Source organism: Methylobacterium currus (assembly GCF_003058325.1).
Taxonomy (GTDB): domain Bacteria; phylum Pseudomonadota; class Alphaproteobacteria; order Rhizobiales; family Beijerinckiaceae; genus Methylobacterium; species Methylobacterium currus.
Genome location: NZ_CP028844.1, coordinates 268288 through 290786, shown reverse-complemented (window position 1 = coordinate 290786; position 22499 = coordinate 268288). Strand labels below are relative to the sequence as shown.

Here is a 22499-nt window from a genome sequence, read left to right as displayed (position 1 = left end):
CCTCTCGCATTTTAGCGATTGCCGCGGGATCGGTCAGACCGCGAGCCAGTCCGGCATCCGGTCGAGGCCGATCAGCTCCTCATAAGTCGGCCGCGGCCGGATCACTGCGTGGTCGCCGCCACGCACCAGCACCTCGGGCACGAGCGGCCTCGTGTTGTAGGTGCAGGATTGCACGGCGCCGTAGGCGCCGGCCGACATCACGGCGATCAGGTCGCCGGGCTTCACCTCCGGCATCTCGCGGGCGAGCGCCAGGTAGTCGCCGCTCTCGCAGACCGGGCCGACCACGTCGGCGGTGAGGCGCCCGGCATCGGGCTTCGGCTCGGCCACCGGGCGCAGGGCGTGGTAGGCCTCGTAGAGCGTCGGGCGGATCAGGTCGTTCATCGCCGCGTCGACGATGACGAAGGTGCGGCCCTCGCCGTGCTTCACGTAGAGAACCCGCGTGACCAGCACGCCGGCATTGCCGGCGATCATCCGGCCGATCTCGAAGACGGGCTTGAGGCCCAAGGGCCGGAAATGCGGCCGCAGCACCGCCGCGAAGGCGGCCGGGTCGGGCGGGGGCGCGTTGTCGTCACGGTACGGGATGCCGAGGCCGCCGCCGAAATCGACGTGGTGCAGCCGGTGGCCCGCCGCCATCAGGTCGCGGGCGAGGCCGCAGAGCAGGGCGGCGGCGTTGTCGTAGGGGGCGAGATCGGTGATCTGGCTGCCGATATGCATGTCGACGCCGACGAGCGACAGGCCCGGCAGGCGGGCCGCCCGGTCGTAGACCTCGCGGGCGCGAGAGATCGGGATGCCGAACTTGTTCTCGGACTTGCCGGTCGAGATCTTGGCATGGGTGCGGGCGTCGACGTCCGGGTTGACCCGGATCGAGACCGGCGCGGTCGCGCCCTTGGCGGCGGCGACCCGCGACAGCTGCTCCAGCTCGGGCTCGCTCTCGACGTTGAAGCACAGGATGCGGGCGTCGAGGGCCGCCGCCATCTCGCCCTCGGTCTTGCCGACGCCGGAGAACACGATCCGCTCCCCCGGAACGCCGGCGGCGAGCGCCCGGCGCAACTCGCCCTCCGAGACGATGTCCATGCCGGCGCCGAGCCGCGACAGGGTGGCGAGCACCGCCTGGTTCGAGTTCGCCTTCATGGCGTAGCAGACCAGGGCGTCGTCGCCGGAGAAGGCCTCGGCGAAGACCCGGTAGTGCCGCTCCAGGGTGGCGGAGGCGTAGCAGTAGAACGGGGTGCCGACCGCGCCCGCGAGCCGCGACAGGTCGACGTCCTCGGCATGGAGCACGCCATCGCGATAGGTGAAATGGTGCATGGAAGTCGACCTGGGAGGTGTCCGGGGTCCGGGCGCTGCCGCGCCTGCCGCGAGCGCGTTAGACGCGCCCTCTACACGAAACCGGCCGGCCTTTGCACCCTCGCGAGCGGGCTCGCGCCGTCAGAGCAGCGGGTCGAGGGGGAAGGGCTCCTTGGGGATCTGGTAGCCCTTGCGGCGACGGGAGGACGACTCGGTCGGGGCCGGGATCCCGGTCGGCGCTGCGACGGCGGCGGAGGGCAATTCGTCCTCGGGGTCGGGCACGGAGGCGCCCGCCGAGAGCCCGACCCCGGCCGGCAGGGTGTTGATGGCGGCCGCCCCAGTCGTCGGCCGGGTCCCGGCCGCATTCGCGCCCGCCCGAGGCTGGGCGGCCGGCGCCGCCGCGGGCGGCGGCTCGAGCGGGCCGCGCCGGCCGCAGGCGGCCGCCGCGAGCGCGATCAGGCCGAGGAGAACGAGGGTACGGGAACGGAACACGGGCGGGATCCGGAAAACGCGAAGCGTGGCCGCGGCACCATAGCGGCCCGCATCCCGCGAGGCGAGCCCGGCACTCACAGCCTTTGCGAGGCGGTTGCGCGGCATTCGAGCGGAGCCGTTAACACGGCCTTTGAAAGGCCGCCCGGAGAGTGCGGCGACGGCCCGGCAAATCCCGCCGGTCCCCGGAAGGCCACCGATGCCCGCAAAGCACCGCCGATGCCCGGACAACACACCGCTCCCGCAAAGGCAGCGGTGGCGCGACGGTGCGGCGATCGTTTCGCTCGCCAATCCGCTAACGAACAGTTAAGCTTTTGGCCGATCGCCGCGTCGGCTTTCCGCCGCGTTTGTGAGTGTCCCGTGAGCCTTTCGACGGTGCGGCTGCACCAGCTCCTCGTCGCCGCGGCTTTCCTGGTGCCGTGCGTCGTCCTGGTGGGCGCGGCGTGGTGGAACCGGGCCGAGGTCCTGCGGGAAGAGGACAGCGCCGTGGTCCGCACCGCGGCGGTGATGCACGAGCACGCCTCGAAGGTGTTCGACACCGCCGAGCTGGCGATGGACCGGGTCGACGACTATGTCTTCGACCGCAGCTGGAGCCAGATCGCGGCGCCCGCCACCGGCGGCTTCCTGGCGAGCCTGAAGGCGCCCCTCGCCCAGGCCCGGGCGGTGTGGGTGGTCGATCCGCAGGGCAAGATCCAGGCGTCGAGCCGCGAGGCCGATCTCGGCCGCGACCTGGCGGCCCGCGACGTCTTCTCGGTCCACCGGCCGCGGGACATCGGCATCTATGTCAGCCCCGCGGTGCGGGAGGCGGACGGCACCACCGCCTTCATGGTCAGCCGCCGGCGCTCGACCGATGACGGGCGCTTCGACGGGGTGATCGTGATCGCGCTGGGCACCGAGTACTTCGCCCGCTTCTACGCCGAGATCGCCGCCCCGACCGATCACCGGGCGATGCTCCTGCGCGCCGACGGCGCCGTGCTGGTGCGCGAGCCGCCGGGCCCCGACGTCGACGAGCGGCTGGCCCCGGGCGATCCGCTGCTGCGGGCGATCCGCGCCCGGCCGCAAGGAGGCGCGGCCACCGGCACCCCGCCGGGCGAGGCCGAGCGGCTCTATGCCTGGCGCCGCATCGGCGATTACCCGGTCGAGGTCGCCTTCTCGGTCGAGACCGTGATCGCCCTCGACCGATGGTACGACAACCTCCGGGTCTACGGCCTCGTCGCCACCGTCTCGGCCCTGACCCTGGTGCTGATGGCCTGGCTGGCGCTCGCCCGGGCGCGGGCCGAGCAGCAGGCGCTGGCCGACCTCAAGCGCGAGCATGCCCAGCGCCTCGCCGCCGAGAGCCAGCTGCGCCAGTCGCAGAAGATGGAGGCGGTGGGCCAGCTGACGGGCGGCATCGCCCACGATTTCAACAACCTGCTCGCCGTCATCACCGGCTCCCTCGAGCTGGTGCAGCGCCGCATCGCCCGGGGCGACACCGATGTCGGCCGCTTCATCGCCGGCGCCCTCGACGGCACCGACCGGGCGGCGAAGCTCACCCACCGGCTCCTCGCCTTCGCGCGCCAGCAGCCTTTGGAGCCGCGCCCGACCGACCCGAACCGCCTCGTCGGCGGCATGATCGATCTCCTGCGGCGCACGCTGGGCGAGACAGTCCTGGTCGAGACCCGGCTGATGGCCGATCCCCCGGCGATCTTCGTCGACCAGAACCAGCTCGAGAACGCCATCCTCAACCTCGCGGTCAATGCCCGCGACGCGATGCCGGGCGGCGGACGGCTCTCGCTGGAGACCTCCCACGGCACCCTCGACGACGGCCGGGAGGCCGTCTCCGTCACGGTGCGGGACACCGGCACCGGCATGCCGCCCGACGTGGTGGCGCGCGCCTTCGAGCCGTTCTTCACCACCAAGCCGCAGGGGCGAGGCACGGGCTTGGGCTTGAGCCAGGTCTACGGCTTCGTCACCCAGTCGGGCGGGCGTGTGCGCATCGACAGCCAGCCCGGCAAAGGCACCGCCATCGAGCTGACGCTGCCGGTGAGCGCCGACGGGATCCCGGCCGAAACCGCGGGCCGGTCGCGTCTCGCCGCCGCTTTGCCCGGCCGGGCCCGGCAGACGGTGCTGGTGGTGGAGGACGACGCCGCGGTGCGGCTGGCCAGTGCCGAGACGATCGGCGAGCTCGGCTACCGCACCGTGACGGCGCCGGACGGGGCGGCGGCCTTGGCCGCCCTGGAGAGCGAGCGGGACGTGGCGGTGCTGTTCACCGACGTGGTGATGCCGGGCATCGACGGGCCGACGCTGGCAGCCGAGGCGCGGCGGCGGCGGCCCGACCTGCGGGTGATCTTCGCCACCGGCCATCCGCGGGACGACGAGCAGGAGGGCCCGCGCCCGGCGCCCGGCGAGACGGTGTTGCGCAAGCCCTTCACCATCGAGGCCCTCGCCGAGGCCCTGGAGGCCGCGAGCCGGGAAGAGGCCTCGGCGTGAGCCGAGGCCTCTTCCGAGCGACCTACTTGTGGGTCTGCTCGTAGTAGTCGATCGCCTTCTTGCAGTTGACCGAAATCTTGCTCATGTTCTTTTCGAAGCAGCGGTCGACCTCGGGGCTGTCGGGCGGCAGGTTGCCGCAATAGGTCATGTAGTCGCCGGTGCAGTACTTCTTTAGGTTGGGGTCGTCCCGCTGGGCGAGGGCCGGTCCGGCGAGCACGACCAGGCTGCCGGCAGTCAGGAGAGCGAGCGACATCGGCCTGAGCATCATGTCTGTCGAAGCCTTGCAGAGCGTGGGAAGTGGCAGCGACATGGCCCGAAACCCGCAGCCTGACAAGGGCCGGGGAACGAGGCCGATGCGGGGAGGAGGGCGACCGGGCGCGGCCAGGCGTGCCGTCCGGAGCGGGAAAGCCTTGTCCCCACAAGGTCTTGGAATGTGTTTCCGGGCTGTTTCCGGCGCGGCGCGGCGCAGTCGCGCGCCTCCCGGCGAGGCAGCGATGTGCCGCAGAGCACACCGCCCTCCCTGTCATCAACCTCTTGCGGGATCCGTCACCGCCATCATCCGGCCGTGGCGGGCGTCGGCAGGGGCGTCGCCTGTGGCAGGCGCGGCTCGGGCCGACCCTGCCCCTGCATCAGAGCGTCGGCCACCTCGACGATCCGGCGCTCCAGGGCGGCGTTCTGCGCGGCAATCTCGGCGGTGGGGGGCGGGGAGCCAGCCCGCGACGCCTCCTGAAGCGCCTGGTGCAGCCGCGCGATCTCGGCCCGGGCCGCCTCGGCCTCGGCCTCGTGGCGGGTATTGAGGTTGGCGAGCGCATCCTCCAGTGCCTGGATCTGCTCGCGGGCGGCGCTGGCGACGCTTTCGCCCGCCGCGGCCACTTGCCCGCGGCTGGCCCGCACCCGCTCCTCGGCGATGCCCCGGGCCGTCTCGGCCTCGGCCTGGCCGGTGCGGCTCGCCTCGACCTCGCCGCGCAAGACGGACAACTCGGCCAGAGCCCGCTGGTAGGGGCCCTCCAGCGCCCGCATCGCCTCCTCGGCGGCGGCGCGGGCGGTGCGGGCCTCGGCCAGCTCCCCCTGGATCTGGGCGAGGTTGCCGCGCGCTGCCGCGAGGTCGCGCTCGATCTCGGCGAGGTGGGCGTCCCGCCGCTCGATCTCCTGGGTCAGCGCGCCGATGCGCACGGTGCGCCGGCCCATCTCCTCCATCTCGGCCCGGCGCGCGGCCTGCGCCTCCTCGACCCGGCGCTCGAGCTGGCGCTCCCGCACCGCGAACTCGGCCCGCAGGTGGTCCTTCTCGGCGGTCAGCTCGACGATCGACATCGGGTAGAGCGCCTCCAGCCGGCGCCGCGTCAGGCGTTCGGCCCGGGCGTTGAGCGCCGGCAGGATCAAAAGGGCGCACAGACTGGCGGCGAGGAACCCCAGCGCCGCGAACATCAGGGACTCGATCACCCGGGCGATACTCTCTCGGCGTCCGGGCGGATCAGCCCCGCGCGGACGGTGGATACGATCGGCGCACCCGCGCGGGGGCATGGGAGCCAGGCGCGGGCGGCGCGGCCGGACCCTGCCACGGGACGGCCGCCAGGACCAGCGCGGCCGGACGCGGCCGGTTCCCTCAGAACGGGTTCCAGGTCGGCGAATCGGTGAACTTCAGGTAGCCGACATTGATCCCGAAGCGCGCCCCGACCCCGGCGCGGATCGGCACCACCACGATGTTGTCGGCGGTCACCGCCGACATGCCGAAGCCGCCGACCACGTAGGCCGAGCCGTCCATGCCGACGAAGCGGCGGTAGAGCGCGTTCACCCGCGGCAGGTTGTAGATCAGCATCATCGTGCGGGCGCCGTCGCCGCCGACGTCGAAGCCGAGGGACGGCCCCTGCCAGAACACCTTGCGCTGGCCGGCATTGCGGGTGAACAGCGTGCCCTCGCCGAAGCGCACGCCGCCGATGATGGCGCCGGAGGCCTCCTGGCCGAGGATGTAGCCGTTGGGCTCGCCCCAGCGGCGGGTCGCCTCCTGCACCGTCAGGGCGAGGCCGCGCGACACCGAGCCGAAGAACTGGTGGCCCGAATCGATGATCTCCCGCGGCTGGAAGGTGCCCGGATCGCCCGGCCCCTGCGCGGCGGCGGGGCCGGGCAGGGCGGCCAGCATCGCGGGGGTACCGACGAGGAGGGCCGCGAGGGCGCGCCGGCGCGAGACCCCGCGCGAATTCCCGGATGTCTGCCGACCTGAAGTGGCGGAGGAGGCTGAGAGCATTCGTTAGCGTCCCGGCTTTAGAAGGTCTCTGTCGGTCCCGTCGGGCGGGAGCCCGCGGGAGCCGGCGCGGACGGGCGGCGGGATGCCACAGATGCAGCGAATATGGGTAAGATCCGGTTAACGCGGCGCGGCGCGCTGTCGCTCCTGCCCGCCTTGATGGGCCGGCCGGCCCGCGGCGAGACGCCGCTCGGGGTGCCGGGGCTCTACGTCGCCGACCCCCTGACTGCGCTCGCCCTGCGCGGCTTCGATCCGGTCTCCTACCGGCTCGGACCCACGCCCGCGCCGGGCGTGGAGACGCATGAATTCACCTGGTCGGGCCTGGTCTGGCGCTTCGCGTCCGCGGCGAATCGCGGCGCCTTCGCGCATGCCCCCGAGGCCTATGCGCCGCGCCTCGGTGGATTCGATCCGGAGGGCGTGGCCGGCGGCCGGCTCGTCGAGGCCGATCCCCTGGTGGCGGCCCTGCGCGACGACAGGCTCTACCTGTTCCGCGATGCGGACCGCCGCAAGCGGGCCGACATGACGGTCATCGACGCGGCGGAGGCGCGCTGGCCGCTCCTGCGGTCCGACGCCGCGCTCGGCGGCTGAGATCCCGGGCGGGCCCGCGCTCCCGGCTCGGGACCGTGCCGGGCGAGCGTCACGCCCGCTTCGGGCTCGTCGCCGGCAGCACCGCGCGGGCGGCATAGGCCGGGTCGCCGAAGGCCGCGAAGGGGCCGTTGCGGTACTGGCCGGGCCGGCGGCCGTAGCCGAAGGGCGCGCCGTCCGGGCCGACCAGGCGGCCGCCGGCCTGGGTCAGGACGTGGTCGCCCGCGGCCGTGTCCCATTCCATGGTCGGGCCGCAGCGGACATAGACGTCGCCCTCGCCGCAGGCCAGGAGGCCGAACTTCAGGGCCGAGGAAACCCCGCGCCGCCGTCCGATCGGCAACGCCGCGAGGCAGGCCTCGTCCGCCGCCTCGCCGTGACTGCGGCTGACGAGAGCCGTCATCCCCTCCGCCGGGACGGGCCGCGCCGCGACCGGCGTGAACGCGCCCGGCACGCCCTCGACGATCGGCGCCTCGACGGCGCGATCCCCGGCGGCCCAGACCCGGCCGAGGGCCGGCGCGGCGAGCGCCGCCGCGACCGGCCGCTCGCCGGACACGAGGGCGATGTTGACCGTGTACTCGCCGGTGCCCTTCAGGAAGTCCTTGGTGCCGTCGAGCGGGTCGACGAGGAAGAACAGGGCGGCGGGGGCGGCCTCGGCGGCGGTCTCCTCGGCGATGACCGGGATGCCGGGCCAGGTCTCGGCCAAGGCGGCGACGATCTGCGCTTCGGCGGCGAGGTCGGCCTGGCTCGTCGGCGAGCCGTCCTCCTTGAGGTGATGGCGGCAGCCGCCCAGCTCGTAGCGCCGCAGGATCACGCCGGCCGCGCAGGCGATCTCGGCGAGCCGGACCGCGACGGCGTCGCGCTCGGCAGGCTCGGGCACGCGGTCGAGGGAGAGGACGGGCGTCGGGCCGCAGGTCATCGGGGCGGGCGTCATGCCCCCGTCATGCCCGGCGCCGGCGGGTTTGTCGACCGGTCCGGGCGAGACGGAGCGTGCGGGATCGCCTTTTCAAACCGGCCCGCGGCGGCTATCCGTGCCGGCAAACCGTGGCGGGCGCCGCCGCGACTCGACACCATCTGCCGGCCCCGCGGAGCCCCCCATGACCACCGTCACCCTCGACGCCCTCGACCTCTCGGCGCTGCTCTGCTCGCGGGTCTGCCACGACGTCATCAGCCCGGTCGGCGCCATCGTGAACGGCCTCGAGGTGCTCGAGGACGAGGACAGCGCCGAGATGCGCGACTTCGCCCTCGACCTGATCCGCAAGAGCGCCAGGCAGGCCTCGGCCCGGCTGCAATTCGCCCGCATCGCCTTCGGGGCCGCGGGCTCGGCGGGCGCCAGCATCGACCTCGCCGATGCCGAGAACGTCGCCCGCGGCATGTTCGGCGACGACAAGACCCAGCTGTCCTGGAGCGCGCCCCGGGCGCTGTTCCCGAAGAACAAGGTCAAGCTGCTCCTGAACCTGGTGGTCATCGCCGTCACGGCGATCCCGCGGGGCGGCGCGATCGACGTCGCGGTCACCGGGGAGGCCGAGGCGCCGGTCTTCGTGCTCACCGCCAAGGGCGCCTACGCGCGCATCCCGCCCCATGTCGAGGCGCTGATCGCCGGCACGCCGGCGAGCGGCACCGTCGACGCCCACGCGATCCAGCCCTTCTATGCGGGCCTCGTCGCCCGGGCCGCCGAGATGGGCGTGCGGTTCTCGATCGACGGCGACACGGTCACGATCCGGGCCGAGCCCGCCGCCCCGGCCGAGCCCGACGCCGACACCGGCGCCGACGGTAACGGCATCTAACCCCGAGGCCGAAACCCGGAGCGGGCCTCATCCCCGCCCGCAGCCGGGGCTTTTCTCCGGTCCCGGTCGGATTTGCGACCGGGACCCGGCCAGTGTGAGGTTTTCCGGCAACGGATCATAAAGGCTCCCATGGCAGCCTGACACGGCGCAGAGATCCTGCGTGGATCGACGAGTGGCCGCGATGGACGATTTGTTGCGTGAGTTCCTGACGGAGACAGGTGAGCACCTGGACACTGTCGACCTCGAACTCGTCCGATTCGAGCAGGATCCGAACAACCAGACGATCCTGCGGAACATCTTCCGGCTGGTGCACACCATCAAGGGCACCTGCGGATTCCTCGGCCTGCCCCGCCTCGAGGCGCTGGCGCACGCGGCCGAGACCCTGATGGGCAAGTTCCGCGACGGCATGCCGGTGACGAGCCCGGCCGTCAGCCTGATCCTGCAGACCCTCGACCGGATCAAGCTGATCGTGGCCGAGCTGGAGCGCACTGCCGCCGAGCCCGCCGGCATCGACGAGGACCTGATCGGCGCCCTCGATCGCATGTCGGAGGGGCCGGTGCCGGCGCCCGAGCCGGTTCCCGTCGCCCCTCCGGAGACCTCCGGCACCCTGGTGCTCCAGGTGCTCGAGCGAGCCCTGAAGCCCGGCGAGGTCTCCCTCGACGACCTTGAGCGCGCCTTCCGCGACACGCCCGGCCCCGAGGTCGCGGCCGCGGCGCCGGTGCCGGCATCCGAGCCCGTGCGCCAGGAGGCGGCGCCACCCGCGCCGGCTCCCGTGGAGCCCCGCCGGCCCGAGCCGGCGCGTCCCGAAGCGGCACGGGCCGAGCAGCCCGCGGCCGAGACGGAAAGCTCGCCGGTCAGCAAGGTGCAGACGATCCGCGTGAACGTCGACACCCTCGAGCACCTGATGACCATGGTCTCGGAGCTGGTGCTGACCCGCAACCAGCTGCTCGAGATCGCCCGCCGTCACGAGGACGGCAACTACAAGGTGCCGCTGCAGCGCCTGTCCCACGTTACCGCCGAGCTGCAGGAAGGGGTGATGAAGACCCGCATGCAGCCGATCGGGTCGGCCTGGCAGAAGCTGCCGCGGGTGGTGCGCGACCTCTCGTCGGAACTCGGCAAGAAGATCGACCTGGTGATGCAGGGCGCCGAGACCGAGCTGGACCGCCAGGTCCTCGAGGTCATCAAGGACCCGCTCACCCACATGGTGCGCAACTCGGCCGATCACGGCATCGAGTCGGGCGCGGAGCGCAAGTCGGCCGGCAAGCCCGAGAAGGGCACGATCCGCCTCAACGCGTTCCACGAGGGCGGCACGATCACGATCGAGATCGCCGACGACGGCAAGGGCCTCGACCTGCAGGCGATCCGCCGCAAGGCGGTCGAGCGCGGCGTCGCCACGGAGGCGGAGGTCGAGCGGATGACCGACGCCCAGGTGGCGAAGTTCATCTTCCATGCCGGCTTCTCCACCGCCAAGGCGGTCACCTCGGTCTCCGGCCGCGGCGTCGGCATGGACGTGGTGAAGACCAACATCGAGCTGATCGGCGGCACGATCGACATCCAGACCCAGCTCGGCCGGGGCACCACCTTCACGATCAAGATCCCGCTGACGCTGGCGATCGTGGCCGCCCTGATCGTCTCGGCCCGCGAGCACCGCTTCGCGATCCCGCAGGTCTCGGTGCTGGAGCTGGTGCGGGTGCAGCCCGGCACCGACCACGCGGTGGAGCGCATCAACGGCTCGCCGGTCCTGCGCCTGCGCGACCGCCTGCTGCCGATCGTGCCGGTCGCCAAGATGCTCGGGCTCGACGCGCCCGACGCCCCGGCCTCGAGCGACGAGGGCTTCGTGGTGGTGAGCCAGGTCGGGCGCCAGCGCTTCGGCATCCTGGTCGACGGCGTCTTCCACACGGAAGAGATCGTCGTGAAGCCGATGTCCACGAAGCTGCGGCACATCCCGCTCTTCTCGGGCAACACGATCCTCGGCGACGGCGCGGTGGTGCTGATCATCGATCCGAACGGCGTCGCCCGGATGGTCGGCTCCGGCACGGCGAGCGGCCAGCCCGGCGAGGTCGAGGCGGAGGCCGAGGGCGAGGAGACCGGTGCCGATCAGGCGGTGACGCTCCTGGTGTTCAAGGGCGGCGGCGACGCGCTGAAGGCCGTGCCGCTCTCCCTGGTCACGCGCCTGGAGGAGATCGACGCGGCGAAGATCGAGTGGGTCGGCGGGCGTCCGCTGATCCAGTATCGCGGCCGTCTGATGCCGCTCGTCCCGGCCGATCCGGCGCAAGGCATGAAGCGCGAGGGCGCCCAGGCCCTGGTGGTGTTCTCGGACGGCGAGCGCTCGATGGGCCTCGTGGTCGACGAGATCGTCGACATCGTCGACGAGGTGCTGGACGTCGAACTGGTGACCGAGCGCTCCGACCTGATCGGCTCGGCGGTGGTGCGCAACCGGGCGACCGAGATCGTCAACATCGCCCACTACCTGCCGCTCGCCCACGACGATTGGGGCCAGGCGGTGCATCGCGCGGTGCCGAAGGCCCCGAGCCTGCTCCTCGTCGACGACTCGGCCTTCTTCCGCGAGATGCTGACCCCGGTGCTGAAGGCGGCCGGCTTCCGCGTCACCCCGGCCGGCGACGCCGAGGAGGCCCTGCGTCATCTCGGCGGCGAGGCCCGCTTCGACCTCGTGGTCTGCGACCTCGAGATGCCGGGCCGCTCAGGCTTCGACCTGATCGAGGCGATGCGCAAGGCGGGCGGCCGGCTCGCCACGATGCCGGTGGTCGCCTTGGCCGGCACGATGGCGCCGGATTCGCTCGCCCGCGCCCGGGCGCTCGGCGTCGCCGATTGCGTGGCGAAGTTCGACCGGTCCGGCCTGGTGGCGGCCGTGAACGAGATCACCAGCGCCCCCCTCGACGCCGCGGCCTGATCGCTCGCCGAAGCCCGGGTGCCTTCGGGCATCCGGGCCCCAGACATCGCCTGCCACGCCCTCATACCGCCTCGAGTCCCGCCCATGATGGCTGCCAACACCAACACCGCCGGCACGCCTGCGCCGTCCACCGGCGAGACGACCGACTACGTGACCGTGCTGCTCGGCGACGAGCTGTTCGGCCTGCCGATCGACCGTGTGCACGACGTCTTCATCGCCACCAACCTCACCGACGTCCCGCTGGCACCACCGGAAATCAAGGGCCTGCTCAACCTGCGCGGCCGGGTCGTCACGGCGCTCTGCCTGCGCCGGCGCCTCGGCCTGCCCGACCGCACCGGCGACGGCCGCAACATGGCGGTGGGCCTGGAGCATGGCGGCGAGGCCTACGGCCTGCTCGTCGACCAGGTCGGCGAGGTGATGAAGCTTGCCACCGATACCTACGAGCCGAACCCGGTCCATCTCGACACCCGCTGGCGCGCGATCTCGCGCGGGGTGCACCGCCTCGACGGCCGGCTGCTGATCATCCTCGACGTCGAAGCGGTCCTCGCCTTCGGCGACGAGCGCAAGACGGCCAGCGCGGCGTGATCCCGGGAAAAGCCGGATGAGAACCTGCCTGATCGTCGACGACTCTGCGGTGATCCGCAAGGTGGCGCGTCGGATCATCGAAGGCCTCGGCTTCCGGGTGGCGGAGGCCGAGGACGGCCGCCAGGCGGTCGAGCTGTGCCAGGCGCACATGCCGGACGCCGTCCTGCTCGACTGGAACATGCCGCACATGGACGGGTACGAGGTCCTGCGCGCCCTCCGGCGGCTGCCCGAGGGCGACCAGCCGAAGGTGCTGTTCTGCACCATCGAGAACGACGTCGCGTCGATCGCCCGGGCCCTGCATGCCGGCGCCGACGAGTACATCATGAAGCCCTTCGACAAGGACATCATGACCGCCAAGCTCCAGGCGGTCGGCCTCGCTTGAGACCGACCGCACGATGGGCCTCGCCTGAGACAGATCGCGCCGTCGGCCTCACCTGAGAGGCCGACGGCGCCGTGAGCCCAAGCCCGACGGGCCGGCCCGCGCGAACGACGAGACGACCGAGACGCCCCGGCTACGCACCGGAGCCCGATCCCCCGGCCCGCCCCGCGGCGCGCCCACCGAGACACGCCATGGCTGCATCCGCCGCGCCCTCCACCCCGTCACCGAGCGCCGGACCGCGCATCCGCGTCCTCGTCGCCGACGATTCCGTCGTGGTCCGCGGCCTGGTCTCGCGCTGGCTCGAGGAGGCCGGCTGCGAGATCGTCGGCACCGCCTCGAACGGCCGTATCGCGCTCGATGCCCTCGACCGGGTCCAGCCCGACATCGTGCTCCTCGACATCGAGATGCCGGAACTCGACGGCACCCAGGCACTGCCCCGGATGCTTGCCAAGCGCCCCGGGCTCCAGGTCGTGATGATGTCGACCCTGACTCAGCGCAATGCGGAGATCTCCCTGCGCTGCCTGGCGCTCGGCGCGATCGACTACCTGCCCAAGCCCGAGGGCAATCGCGGGGTCACCACCCAGGCGAGCTTCCGCGAGGACCTGGTCCAGAAGATCCGGATGCTCGGGGCCGACCTGCGCAACCGGCCGCGGGCGCGCCCGGCGGCTCTGCCCGAGCGGCCCGGCCCGGTCGGTCTGCCCGAGCGCACGGCCGCCGCGCCGGCGCCGGTGCCGCGCCCGGCCGCGGCGGCGGCCCCGGTGAGCGTGCGCCCGCGCCCCCTGCGCGTCACCCCGCCGCGCTGCCTGCTCATCGGGTCGTCGACCGGCGGGCCGCGGGCGGTCGGGGAGGTGCTCGAGAGCATCGGCGCCGCGACCCTGCGGCGCGTTCCGGTCCTGATCGTCCAGCACATGCCGCCGGTCTTCACCGCCGTCTTCGCGGAGCATCTCGGCGCCCGGATCGGCCTGCCGGCGGCGGAGGCCAAGCACGGCGAGCCGGTGCGCCCCGGCACCGTCTACGTCGCTCCCGGCGGGCGCCATATGGGCCTCTCCGGCAGCGCAACCGAGACGGTGATCCAGCTCAACGACGGCCCGCCGGTCAATTTCTGCCGCCCGGCGGTCGACGTGATGTTCCGCGACGCCGCGGAGGTCTACGGCGCCGCGACCCTGTCGGTGGTGCTCACCGGCATGGGCTCGGATGGCACCAAGGGCGCCAAGGCCCTGGTGGATGCCGGCGGCGTCATGCTCGCCCAGGACGAGGCCACCTCGACCGTCTGGGGCATGCCCGGCAGCCTGGTGCGGGCCGGCTACGCCCATGAGATCCTGCCGCTGCCGGCCATCGGCCCGGCCCTGCGGACCGCCATCGCCGGTCCGGGCGGCCACTGATGCGAATCCTGCCACGGATCCCGGGGAGGATGCCGCGTCGATGACCGAGACCGAGTTCGATTTCCTCCGCCTCTACCTCAAGCAGCGCTCCGGCCTCGCCCTGACGGCGGAGAAGCGCTACCTGGTCGAGAGCCGCCTCTCGCCGGTCTGCCGGCGCTTCAACCTTGCCGGGCTGACCGAGCTGATCGGCTGCCTGCGGCTCGCCCGCGACAGCGCCATCGAGCGCGCGGTGGTCGAGGCGATGACGACCAACGAGACGTTCTTCTTCCGCGACCGCACGCCGTTCGACCTTTTTCGCGATGTGCTGCTGCCCGGGGCACTGACGGCCCGGGCCGGCCAGCGGCGCCTGCGGATCTGGTGCGCCGCCGCCTCGACCGGCCAGGAGCCGTACTCGCTGGCGATGCTGCTGGCGGAAGCGGCACCCCGGCTCTCCGGCTGGCGGGTCGAGATCGTCGCCACCGACCTCTCGACCGAGGTGCTGGAGAAGGCCAAGATCGGCCTCTACAACCAGTTCGAGGTCCAGCGCGGCCTGCCCGTGCAGCTGATGCTCAAGCACTTCACGCAGGTGGGCGAGCAGTGGCGCATCGCGGACGGCTTGCGCCAGATGATCGATTTCCGGCCGCTCAACCTGCTGCAGCCGTTCGAGCAGCTCGGCACCTTCGACATCGTCTATTGCCGCAACGTGCTGATCTACTTCGACACGGCGACCAAGGCCGACGTGCTGCGCCGGATCGCCGACCAGCTCGCCCCGGACGGCGCGGTGCTGCTCGGCGCCGCCGAGACGGTGATCGGCATCACCGAGACGCTGATGCCCGATCCCGAGCATCGCGGCCTCTACCGCCACGCCAGGGCCGGCGCGAGCCCAGGCGTCGTGGTCCCGAGTGGTTTGACACCGAGCCTCGGGGCCTCGGCCGTACCGACGGCCGCCGTGGCTGGTCTGCGCTGGGCGGCGCGCTGAGGCGCGGCCCTCGCGGCGGTCGGGCTGCGGGCGCCGCAGCGCGGCTCTCTGCACAAGGATGCGTTCGGCCTTACCGGAGCGGCCCGGCGCCGTCGCGGGGAGGCGGCATGGCCCGCGTCTCACCCCGGCCAGGAGCCGGGGCCATGCCCGACCTTTGCATCGCAACAGCTCTGCGCAAGGTGGGCGGAGGAGGATGGTGGCGTTCCCGGGCGGCGCCCCGAGGCCCGGAACCTGACATCCTCTCCAAGGTTCAGACCCTCCGCGATTCGTCTTGGCCGATCTGACACCCGCCGGATCGTCCCGGTCTCCGCCTTCGCGGCCCGTGGATCGATGCGGCTAAGCCCGAGCGGGCGCCGGCGCTGATGCGCCGGACGCCCTCGCATCGACACGTCGATGCGAGGGCGCGCTGGTATGAAGCCGATTTTCGGAATCGATTCCGGTGATCGCCTCGGGCGGACACTCTTGCTCCGCCGGGATCGATCGCACGGGGATCGTCCCCTGATGCGGGTGCTGATCCGGCGCATGCGACCCAGGACGCGTCCCTGGCAAACCGCCGCGTAGCCCGCCGGGCCCGGACCGGCAGCACAGCCCGACATCGTTTCAGCCACCAACGAAAAAACCCCGCCGGAGCGGGGTTCTTTCGCCGTCCGACCCGGATGGGGCCGGTCGTCAGACCGCGATGCGGTCCTCGTCCTCGGTCGGCTCGCGCAGCACGTAGCCGCGGCCCCAGACCGTCTCGATGTAGTTCTTGCCCTGGCTGGCATTCGCGAGCTTCTTGCGGAGCTTGCAGATGAACACGTCGATGATCTTCAGCTCGGGCTCGTCCATCCCGCCGTAGAGATGGTTCAGGAACATCTCCTTGGTGAGCGTGGTGCCCTTGCGCAGGCTGAGGAGCTCCAGCATCTGGTACTCCTTGCCGGTGAGGTGCACCCGGGCGCCCGATACCTCGACGGTCTTCTGGTCGAGGTTCACGATCAGGTCGCCGGTGGTGATCACCGACTGCGCGTGGCCCTTCGACCGGCGCACGATCGCGTGGATTCTCGCGACCAGTTCATCTTTGTGGAAAGGTTTGGTGAGGTAGTCATCGGCTCCGAAGCCGAGGCCCTTCACCTTGTCCTCGATCCCGGCCATGCCGGAGAGGATCAGGATCGGGGTCTTCACCTTCGCCACCCGCAGCGAACGCAGAACCTCGTAGCCCGACATGTCAGGCAGGTTCAGGTCCAAAAGGATGATGTCGTAGTCGTACAGCTTGCCGAGATCGACACCTTCCTCGCCGAGGTCGGTCGTGTAGGTGTTAAAATTCTCGGACTTGAGCATCAGTTCGATGCTCTGCGCTGTCGCGCTGTCGTCCTCGATCAGAAGTACCCGCATCTCAGGTCCCCAAGCCCTGGCCCTCAAGGGTTAAGGCAAGCCCCCGCCGCCCGTCTCCCACCGGCCCGTGGGGGACGCCCGTTATCTTCCGAACCGCGACGCTATGCCTGAACGGTTAACAAACCCTGCTCCGGTCCCGCAAGCGGTTAGGAAACCGCCTGACGGGCCGGCCCCTTGCGGGTTGGCGTTCCGTTCCGGCCGAATCGCGTTAGCATACCTGCATCCGCCCCTGTCGGGCGGCCTAAATGACTCGCATCATTGAGGCCTGCCCTGATGTTGCGCCCGCGCCACGCCCCGGAGAACCTCCGGGGACCTGCCGCGGATCCCATCTGCCTCAGTGTTAAGGAGAGGGGTAAATGGATCGTTGATGGAATCCGGCAATGGCAGCATCACGGTCCGGGAAACGGCCTCGTATCAACAGGATGGTGCCATGAGCGGGTTCACGGGCGGGTCCCGGCCCGGAGGAGGGCGCTTCGACGCCGCGCACGCGGCGCTGGCGGGCATCGAGGAGGTCGAGACCTTCGGCCGGGTGGCGGCGGTGCGCGGCCTCCTGATCGAGGTGGCCGGCCCGGTGGCGGCGATGCGGCTGGGCGGCCGGCTCGACGTCGTGGTGAACGAGGCCGCCGGCACCGCCGTGCCCTGCGAGATCATCGGCTTCTCCGGCCCCCACGCGCTGGCGATGCCGTTCGGCTCGCTCCAGGGGGTGCGCCGGGGCTGCCCGGCCCGGGTGCGGGCGGAGGGCGCGGGTGCGATCCGGCCGAGCCACGCCTGGCTCGGCCGCGTCGTCGACGCGCTGGGGCGCCCGATCGACGGGAAGGGACCGCTGCCGCCCGGGCCGGCCGCTTACGGCCTCCAGGCCGATCCGCCGCCCGCCCATGCGCGGCGCCGGGTCGGCCCGCCCCTCGATCTCGGGGTGCGCTGCATCAACACCTTCCTGACGATGTGCGCCGGCCAGCGCATGGGCATCTTCGCCGGCTCCGGCGTCGGCAAGTCGGTGCTGCTGTCGATGCTGGCGCGCTACACCGCCGCCGACGTCGCGGTGATCGGCCTCGTCGGCGAGCGCGGCCGCGAGGTGCAGGAATTCCTCCAGGACGATCTCGGGGAGGAGGGACTCGCCCGCTCGGTCGTGGTGGTCGCCACGTCCGACGAGCCGGCCCTGATGCGCCGCAACGCCGCCTACGTCACCTTCGCGCTGGCCGAGCACTTTCGCGATTCCGGCGCGCAGGTCCTGTGCATGGTCGATTCGATCACCCGCTTCGCCATGGCCCAGCGCGACATCGGGCTGGCCGCCGGCGAGCCGCCGACCGCGAAGGGCTACACGCCCACCGTCTTCTCCGAATTGCCGCGCCTGCTCGAGCGGGCCGGGCCCGGGACGGGCGAGGGGGCGATCACCGGCCTGTTCACCGTGCTGGTCGAGGGCGACGACCACAACGAGCCGGTGGCCGATGCGGTGCGGGGCATCCTCGACGGGCATATCGTGATGGAGCGGGCGATCGCCGAGCGCGGGCGCTACCCGGCGATCAACGTGCTGCGCTCGGTCTCCCGCACCATGCCGCGCTCCTGCGACCCGGATTTCCTGCCCGTGGTGCGCCGCGCCCGCCGGGTGCTCTCGACCTATGCCGACATGGAGGAGCTGATCCGGCTCGGCGCCTATCGCCCCGGCAGCTCGCCGGAGGTGGACGAAGCGATCGGCCTGATGCCGGATCTGGAGGCTTTTCTGGGGCAGGGTAAGGAAGAAGCAACCTCCATCCGCGAGGGTTACGAACGCCTCGCCGCGATCGTCGGCGAGCCGTGAGGGCCGGTCGCGCGGTCCGCCGACGCGGCCGCATGACGGCGCGTGGCGGGCTCACAGCTCGGCCGCAAGCCGCTGGCGGGAGTGGAGTAACAATGAAGTCGCGGGACACGCTCATCCGGCTGCGCCGCTTCCAGGCCGACGAGAAGCGCCGCAAAGTCGCGCAAATCGAGGCGATGATCGCCGATTTCGCCCGTATGGCCGCCGACCTCGATCGCGAGATCGGCCAGGAGGAGCAGCGGGCCGGGATCTCCGATCCGGCCCATTTCGCCTATCCGACCTATGCCCGCGCGGCGGCGCAGCGCCGCGACAACATCCGCCGCTCGGCCGAGGACCTCGACGTCCAGCTCGCCGCGGCCAAGGCGGCCCTCGCCGAAGCCTTCGAGGAGCTGAAGAAGGTCGAGATCCTCGACGACCGCGAGCGCTCGGGCGAGCGCGCCGCCGAGAACGCCCGCGACCAGGCCAGCATGGACGCGATCGGCCTCGGCCGCGCCCGGGCCTGACGCATTACTCTGCCAGCAACGGGATCTGCCCGGCCGCGTCGCGGGGCAGGTCGCCGGTGAGCCGCGGGTCCGGCGTCACCTCGATCGCCCGGGCGTAGGGGCGGAAGCCCGAGCGCCGGTAGAACGCGACGGCCCCCGGATGATCGAGGGTGCAGGTATGCACCCAGAACCGCCCGATCGGGCGAGCGAAGGCGCGGGCCACGGCCGCCTCCATCAGCCGGCGTCCCCGGCCCTGGCCGACCGCTTCCGGCACGAGGCCGAAATAGGCGAGCTCCGCCTCGCCGGTTTGCCGCCAGTCGAGTTCGAGGAGGCCGATGTCGCGCCCGTCCTCGATGAGGGCGAGGGCCTCGACGTCAGGATCGCTCAAGATCGTCAGGAGCGCGTCGTCGGTCAATCGGGCGCGGCCGAACCACAGCCAGGGTTCCCCGATCGCGGCGTAGAGCGCCCGGTAACGGGCGAGATCCGCCCCGATCTCCGCGAGCCGAAGAGGCTCAGGTTCAGGCTCCCGCGACAGAGGGGGAGGGGGCTCCCGCATCTCCAGATAGGTCACCACGGCCGCGACATGGGTCGGCGGCACCGGGGTATATCCGTCGAGGGCCAGGCGCGGTGGGTCGGTCGGGTGTTCGCTCACGGCGGCAAGGTCTCCTGTCGGGGTGGCGGGACGAGGGGGCCGGCCCGTTTCCCCTATGTCAAGCTTTCTCGTGCCACGCTGTCCGGATGCGGGCTCCGCGCCGTCCGGACGACTGGGCGAACGGGGCTTGACCGTTAGATATGAGCCGGGCCGCTCGCCGGACCGTTGAGAGGCACGATCATGCACGACGCACAGGCGCGGGACCGGCGCCGCTTCACGGTCGTCACCGAGCCGCGCGCTCAGGTGTCGCGCCGCATGATCGAGCGCCGCGACGGCCCGGCCCTCGAATGGATCGAGGCGGAGCCCGCCGGCGAGCCCCGCGGCGCGCCGCTCCTGTTCGTGCACGGCGCCTTCGGGGGCGCGTGGATGTTCGAGGAGATCTTCCTTCCCCACCTCGCCCGGCGCGGCCGCCGCGCCGCCGCGGTGAGCCTGCGCGGCCACGGCCGCAGCCAGGGCGGACGCGACCTGCGATCCGCCTCGCTGACCGATTACCTCGCCGACCTGACGCTGGCCCTCTCGCAATGGCGCGAGCCGCCGGTGCTGGTCGGGCATTCGCTCGGCGGGCTGCTGGCGCAGCGGGTCCTCGGCCGCGTGCCCTTGCGCGGACTCGTCCTGATGGCCTCCTTGCCGCCGGAGGGCCTCGGCGTCGTCGGCCCGCGCATCGCGATGACCGATGCGGGGTTCTGGGTCGAGGCGCTGGCGGGCTCGCTGCTCCCGGGCCGCGAGCCGGCGGTGGCGCTCGCCCGGCACTGGCTCTTCTCGGAAGGGCTGCCGCTGGAGCGGGCCCAGAACTACGCCGCCCGGATGTCGGCCGAGAGCCCGATGGCCCTCGCCGAGGCGCATTGGCCGAGCCTGCCGCTCTCGGCGGCCTTCGCGGGCGTGCCGGCCCTGGTGCTCGGCGGCGCCGACGACCGCATGATCTGGCCGGCGACGACGTGGCGCACGGCGCTCTATCACGGCGCCGAGCACCGCACCGTGCCGGGCATCGCGCATTTCCTGCAGCTCGATCTCGGCTCGGAGGGCGTCGCCCGCCTGCTCCTCGACTGGCTCGACGCCAGGGGCGCCTGAGAGAGGCGCCACCTCGCGGCCGGCACGAAACCGTCACGATCCCATGAAAGGACGGCCCCGCCGGCGTGGGGCCGTCCTTGCGGTCGCCCGCAGGGTCGGGCAGAAGCGCGCGCGAGAAGGGGACGTGACGGGACCGCGATGAAGAAGATCAAGGAGTTCATCTGGCCGGTCATCGGCCTCGGGGCCGTCGTGGTCTCGGTCTATCTGCTGTGGCACCTGCTGAAGGGCCTGTCCTTCGCGGACGTGAAGGCGAGCCTGGCGGCGATCCCGCCGCACCGCTACGCGCTGGCCGTCGCCTCGACCCTGGTCGCCTACGGCGCATTGGCCTGGTACGACCGGATCGCGCTCCTGCACCTGGGCGTGAAGGGCATTTCGTGGCTCTTCGTCTCGGTCTGCTCCTTCACCACCTACGCGCTGTCGCACAATATCGGCGCCTCGGTGTTCTCCGGCGCGGTGGTGCGCTACCGCGCCTACACGTCGAAGGGCCTCTCGCCGGCGCAGGTGGCGGTGCTGGTGGCGCTCTGCTCCTTCACCTTCGGCCTCGGCACGGCCTTCCTCGGCGGCCTGGTCCTGGTGCTGGAGCCCGAGCTGCTGCAGCGCGTGGCGAGCCTGCTGCCGCCGGTGCTCGCGAGCCCGACCACCGCCCGCCTCGTCGGCTTCGGCCTCCTCGGCTTCGTCGCCCTCTACGTCATCGGCTCGATCCTGCATTTCCGGCCGCTGCACATCCGCTCGTTCAAGATCGAGTATCCGCGCCCCAACATCATGGGCCGCCAGCTGATCGCCGCGCCGCTCGAACTGCTCGGTGCCGCCGGCATCATCTACTTCGCCCTGCCGGAAGTCGGGAATCCGGGCTTCCTGGTCGTGCTCGCAGTGTTCCTGGCCTCGTTCTCGGTGGCGCTGGTCTCCAACGCGCCGGGCGGCATCGGGGTGTTCGAGCTCGTCTTCATCACGGCGATGCCGGACCTGCCGAAGACCGACGTGCTCGCCGCCGTCCTGATCTTCCGCCTGTTCTACCTGCTCCTGCCCTTCGCCCTGGCGATCGGCGTGGTGCTGCTGTTCGAGCGCGGCCGGCTCGCCGATGCGCTGCGCAACAAGGCGAAGTCTCCCGACACCGTGCCGCCGCCGCCGGTCGACGGGCCCGGCATCACCCCGGACCTGCATGACGTCAAGGTGCGCAAGGCCGTATGAGCCGCCCTCGTCTGCGCCGCGCCGGGCTCGGTCTCAGCACCCTGCTTGGCCTCCGGCCGGGCGGCTTCCTGATCCCGTACCGGCATGCCGGTGAGGCGCGGGCGGAGGGCTACCCGGCCCTCCGCCCGATCTTTTCGGAGGCCGAGCCCACCTTTCGGGCAGTGCTGGCGGCGATCGAGGCCTGCGCCCCCGATCTCGACCGCATCATGGCCGGCGGCCCCGACCTCGTCGGCGAGCGGCCGGCGCGGTTCACGCAGGACTGGTTCCCGCGCCTCGACGCGGCCGCCGCCTACGCCCTGGTGCGGCGCGAGCGGCCCCGCCGCATCGTCGAGATCGGCTCGGGCCACTCGACCCGCTTCCTCGCGCAAGCCGTCCGCGACGCCGGCCTTCCGACCGCGATCACCTGCATCGACCCGGCGCCCCGCGCGCCCCTCACCGGCCTCGGCCTGCGCCACGCGGCGCGGCTGTTCGGCCCCGCGGATGCCGAAGAGGCGGCCGCCCTCGAACCCGGCGATGTCCTGTTCATCGATTCGAGCCACGTCGCGATGCCGGGCACCGATGTCGACCGGCTCCTCCTCGATGTCCTTCCGCGCTTGCGCGCCGGCGTGATCGTGCATCTGCACGACATCTTCCTGCCGGACGCCTATCCCGAGGAATGGGCCTGGCGCGGCTACAACGAGCAATTGATGGTCGGGACGCTGCTCCAGGGCGGCGCCTATGCCCCGCTCTTCGCCAGCCGCTACGTCGCGGTCGGGACGGGCTGGCCGCTCGACGGCGTCCTCTCGCGGCTGCCCCTGCCACGGGGTGCCTTCGAGACCAGCCTGTGGCTGCGCAAGGCATGAGATTTTCACGCCGATCGATCGAATGCCGCCGATCGATGG

At 72.0% G+C, this 22499-nt stretch carries 21 protein-coding genes; 13 read left to right on the top strand and 8 right to left on the bottom strand.

Going from position 1 to position 22499, the window contains the following annotated elements; translation table 11 throughout:
• Window positions 1-33: 33 nt before the first annotated feature.
• A complete protein-coding gene (gene lysA, locus DA075_RS31435) occupies window positions 34-1305 on the bottom strand; it encodes a diaminopimelate decarboxylase (RefSeq protein WP_099957074.1) in 1272 nt (423 codons plus the stop codon).
• Window positions 1306-1425: 120 nt separating this feature from the next.
• Window positions 1426-1776, bottom strand: a complete 351-nt coding sequence (gene lptM / locus DA075_RS31430) for an LPS translocon maturation chaperone LptM (protein WP_244936697.1) — start codon at window positions 1774-1776, stop codon at window positions 1426-1428.
• A gap of 357 nt (window positions 1777-2133) precedes the next feature.
• Between lptM and DA075_RS31425 the strand changes: the two genes are divergently transcribed.
• The gene (locus DA075_RS31425; protein ID WP_099957073.1) at window positions 2134-4242 is read left to right on the top strand and encodes a hybrid sensor histidine kinase/response regulator; all 2109 of its coding nucleotides are present in this window, start codon (window positions 2134-2136) and stop codon (window positions 4240-4242) included.
• Between the two features lie 22 nt (window positions 4243-4264).
• On the opposite strand, the gene DA075_RS31420 is transcribed toward DA075_RS31425, so the two are convergent.
• From DA075_RS31420 to DA075_RS31410, 3 genes are all read right to left on the bottom strand, one after another.
• Window positions 4265-4510: a 3',5'-cyclic-nucleotide phosphodiesterase gene (locus tag DA075_RS31420; protein ID WP_099957072.1), complete on the bottom strand. Its 246-nt coding sequence runs from the start codon at window positions 4508-4510 to the stop codon at window positions 4265-4267.
• 287 nt (window positions 4511-4797) lie between these two features.
• Window positions 4798-5682, bottom strand: coding sequence for a hypothetical protein (locus DA075_RS31415; RefSeq protein WP_099957071.1), 885 nt, complete (start codon window positions 5680-5682; stop codon window positions 4798-4800).
• Window positions 5683-5845: 163 nt separating this feature from the next.
• Window positions 5846-6484, bottom strand: coding sequence for a DUF1134 domain-containing protein (locus tag DA075_RS31410; protein WP_099957070.1), 639 nt, complete (start codon window positions 6482-6484; stop codon window positions 5846-5848).
• Window positions 6485-6586: 102 nt separating this feature from the next.
• On the opposite strand from DA075_RS31410, the gene DA075_RS31405 reads away from it, so the two are divergent.
• Window positions 6587-7069, top strand: a complete 483-nt coding sequence (locus tag DA075_RS31405) for a YHS domain-containing (seleno)protein (RefSeq protein ID WP_099957069.1) — start codon at window positions 6587-6589, stop codon at window positions 7067-7069.
• Between the two features lie 49 nt (window positions 7070-7118).
• Here DA075_RS31405 and DA075_RS31400 read toward each other — a convergent pair whose 3' ends face one another.
• Entirely contained in the window at window positions 7119-7997 is an 879-nt protein-coding gene (locus DA075_RS31400) for a 3'(2'),5'-bisphosphate nucleotidase CysQ family protein (RefSeq protein WP_099957068.1), read from the bottom strand.
• Between the two features lie 163 nt (window positions 7998-8160).
• Here DA075_RS31400 and chpT point away from each other — a divergent pair, with 163 nt between their 5' ends.
• The 6 genes from chpT to DA075_RS31370 all read left to right on the top strand — a co-directional run bounded on the left by chpT (window position 8161) and on the right by DA075_RS31370 (window position 15065).
• Window positions 8161-8850, top strand: coding sequence for a histidine phosphotransferase ChpT (chpT, locus tag DA075_RS31395; protein ID WP_099957067.1), 690 nt, complete (start codon window positions 8161-8163; stop codon window positions 8848-8850).
• Between the two features lie 181 nt (window positions 8851-9031).
• Window positions 9032-11761 carry a hybrid sensor histidine kinase/response regulator gene (locus DA075_RS31390; RefSeq protein WP_099957066.1) on the top strand — a complete coding sequence of 910 codons (2730 nt, stop codon included), beginning with the start codon at window positions 9032-9034 and terminating at the stop codon, window positions 11759-11761.
• Between the two features lie 84 nt (window positions 11762-11845).
• Window positions 11846-12346, top strand: a complete 501-nt coding sequence (locus DA075_RS31385) for a chemotaxis protein CheW (RefSeq protein WP_099957065.1) — start codon at window positions 11846-11848, stop codon at window positions 12344-12346.
• Between the two features lie 16 nt (window positions 12347-12362).
• Window positions 12363-12728, top strand: a complete 366-nt coding sequence (locus DA075_RS31380) for a response regulator (RefSeq protein WP_099957064.1) — start codon at window positions 12363-12365, stop codon at window positions 12726-12728.
• Window positions 12729-12916: 188 nt separating this feature from the next.
• A complete protein-coding gene (locus DA075_RS31375; RefSeq protein WP_099957063.1) occupies window positions 12917-14107 on the top strand; it encodes a protein-glutamate methylesterase/protein-glutamine glutaminase in 1191 nt (396 codons plus the stop codon).
• A gap of 40 nt (window positions 14108-14147) precedes the next feature.
• Window positions 14148-15065, top strand: coding sequence for a CheR family methyltransferase (locus DA075_RS31370; RefSeq protein WP_099957062.1), 918 nt, complete (start codon window positions 14148-14150; stop codon window positions 15063-15065).
• A gap of 669 nt (window positions 15066-15734) precedes the next feature.
• Here the strand turns inward: DA075_RS31370 and ctrA are convergent.
• Entirely contained in the window at window positions 15735-16436 is a 702-nt protein-coding gene (gene ctrA / locus DA075_RS31365) for a response regulator transcription factor CtrA (RefSeq protein ID WP_048450105.1), read from the bottom strand.
• Between the two features lie 430 nt (window positions 16437-16866).
• Here ctrA and fliI point away from each other — a divergent pair, with 430 nt between their 5' ends.
• Both fliI and fliJ read left to right on the top strand, forming a co-directional pair.
• On the top strand, window positions 16867-18231 hold the full coding sequence (gene fliI, locus DA075_RS31360) for a flagellar protein export ATPase FliI (RefSeq protein ID WP_099957555.1): 1365 nt from the start codon (window positions 16867-16869) through the stop codon (window positions 18229-18231).
• A gap of 92 nt (window positions 18232-18323) precedes the next feature.
• Complete coding sequence (gene fliJ / locus DA075_RS31355) at window positions 18324-18731, top strand: flagellar export protein FliJ (protein WP_048431487.1); 408 nt, start codon at window positions 18324-18326, stop codon at window positions 18729-18731.
• A 4-nt stretch (window positions 18732-18735) separates the two neighbouring features.
• Here fliJ and DA075_RS31350 read toward each other — a convergent pair whose 3' ends face one another.
• Window positions 18736-19362: a GNAT family N-acetyltransferase gene (locus DA075_RS31350; RefSeq protein WP_244936696.1), complete on the bottom strand. Its 627-nt coding sequence runs from the start codon at window positions 19360-19362 to the stop codon at window positions 18736-18738.
• 180 nt (window positions 19363-19542) lie between these two features.
• Here DA075_RS31350 and DA075_RS31345 point away from each other — a divergent pair, with 180 nt between their 5' ends.
• The 3 genes from DA075_RS31345 to DA075_RS31335 all read left to right on the top strand — a co-directional run bounded on the left by DA075_RS31345 (window position 19543) and on the right by DA075_RS31335 (window position 22460).
• Window positions 19543-20430 carry an alpha/beta hydrolase gene (locus DA075_RS31345; RefSeq protein ID WP_099957061.1) on the top strand — a complete coding sequence of 296 codons (888 nt, stop codon included), beginning with the start codon at window positions 19543-19545 and terminating at the stop codon, window positions 20428-20430.
• A gap of 138 nt (window positions 20431-20568) precedes the next feature.
• Window positions 20569-21618, top strand: coding sequence for a lysylphosphatidylglycerol synthase domain-containing protein (locus tag DA075_RS31340; RefSeq protein WP_099957060.1), 1050 nt, complete (start codon window positions 20569-20571; stop codon window positions 21616-21618).
• Entirely contained in the window at window positions 21615-22460 is an 846-nt protein-coding gene (locus DA075_RS31335; protein ID WP_099957059.1) for a class I SAM-dependent methyltransferase, read from the top strand. The genes DA075_RS31340 and DA075_RS31335 overlap by 4 nt, the downstream gene beginning before the upstream one ends.
• Window positions 22461-22499 lie beyond the last annotated feature (39 nt).

Bases quoted from the DNA above. Each gene is read 5' to 3' on its own strand.
- DA075_RS31400 (WP_099957068.1), bottom strand. From the start codon at position 7,997: ATGACGCCCGCCCCGATGACCTGCGGCCCGACGCCCGTCCTCTCCCTC.
- fliJ (WP_048431487.1), top strand. From the start codon at position 18,324: ATGAAGTCGCGGGACACGCTCATCCGGCTGCGCCGCTTCCAGGCCGAC.
- chpT (WP_099957067.1), top strand. From the start codon at position 8,161: ATGACCACCGTCACCCTCGACGCCCTCGACCTCTCGGCGCTGCTCTGC.
- DA075_RS31375 (WP_099957063.1), top strand. From the start codon at position 12,917: ATGGCTGCATCCGCCGCGCCCTCCACCCCGTCACCGAGCGCCGGACCG.
- DA075_RS31420 (WP_099957072.1), bottom strand. From the start codon at position 4,510: ATGATGCTCAGGCCGATGTCGCTCGCTCTCCTGACTGCCGGCAGCCTG.
- fliI (WP_099957555.1), top strand. From the start codon at position 16,867: ATGAGCGGGTTCACGGGCGGGTCCCGGCCCGGAGGAGGGCGCTTCGAC.
- DA075_RS31390 (WP_099957066.1), top strand. From the start codon at position 9,032: ATGGACGATTTGTTGCGTGAGTTCCTGACGGAGACAGGTGAGCACCTG.
- DA075_RS31370 (WP_099957062.1), top strand. From the start codon at position 14,148: ATGACCGAGACCGAGTTCGATTTCCTCCGCCTCTACCTCAAGCAGCGC.
- lysA (WP_099957074.1), bottom strand. From the start codon at position 1,305: ATGCACCATTTCACCTATCGCGATGGCGTGCTCCATGCCGAGGACGTC.
- DA075_RS31335 (WP_099957059.1), top strand. From the start codon at position 21,615: ATGAGCCGCCCTCGTCTGCGCCGCGCCGGGCTCGGTCTCAGCACCCTG.
- DA075_RS31380 (WP_099957064.1), top strand. From the start codon at position 12,363: ATGAGAACCTGCCTGATCGTCGACGACTCTGCGGTGATCCGCAAGGTG.
- DA075_RS31385 (WP_099957065.1), top strand. From the start codon at position 11,846: ATGATGGCTGCCAACACCAACACCGCCGGCACGCCTGCGCCGTCCACC.
- DA075_RS31345 (WP_099957061.1), top strand. From the start codon at position 19,543: ATGCACGACGCACAGGCGCGGGACCGGCGCCGCTTCACGGTCGTCACC.
- DA075_RS31410 (WP_099957070.1), bottom strand. From the start codon at position 6,484: ATGCTCTCAGCCTCCTCCGCCACTTCAGGTCGGCAGACATCCGGGAAT.
- ctrA (WP_048450105.1), bottom strand. From the start codon at position 16,436: ATGCGGGTACTTCTGATCGAGGACGACAGCGCGACAGCGCAGAGCATC.
- DA075_RS31405 (WP_099957069.1), top strand. From the start codon at position 6,587: ATGGGTAAGATCCGGTTAACGCGGCGCGGCGCGCTGTCGCTCCTGCCC.
- DA075_RS31340 (WP_099957060.1), top strand. From the start codon at position 20,569: ATGAAGAAGATCAAGGAGTTCATCTGGCCGGTCATCGGCCTCGGGGCC.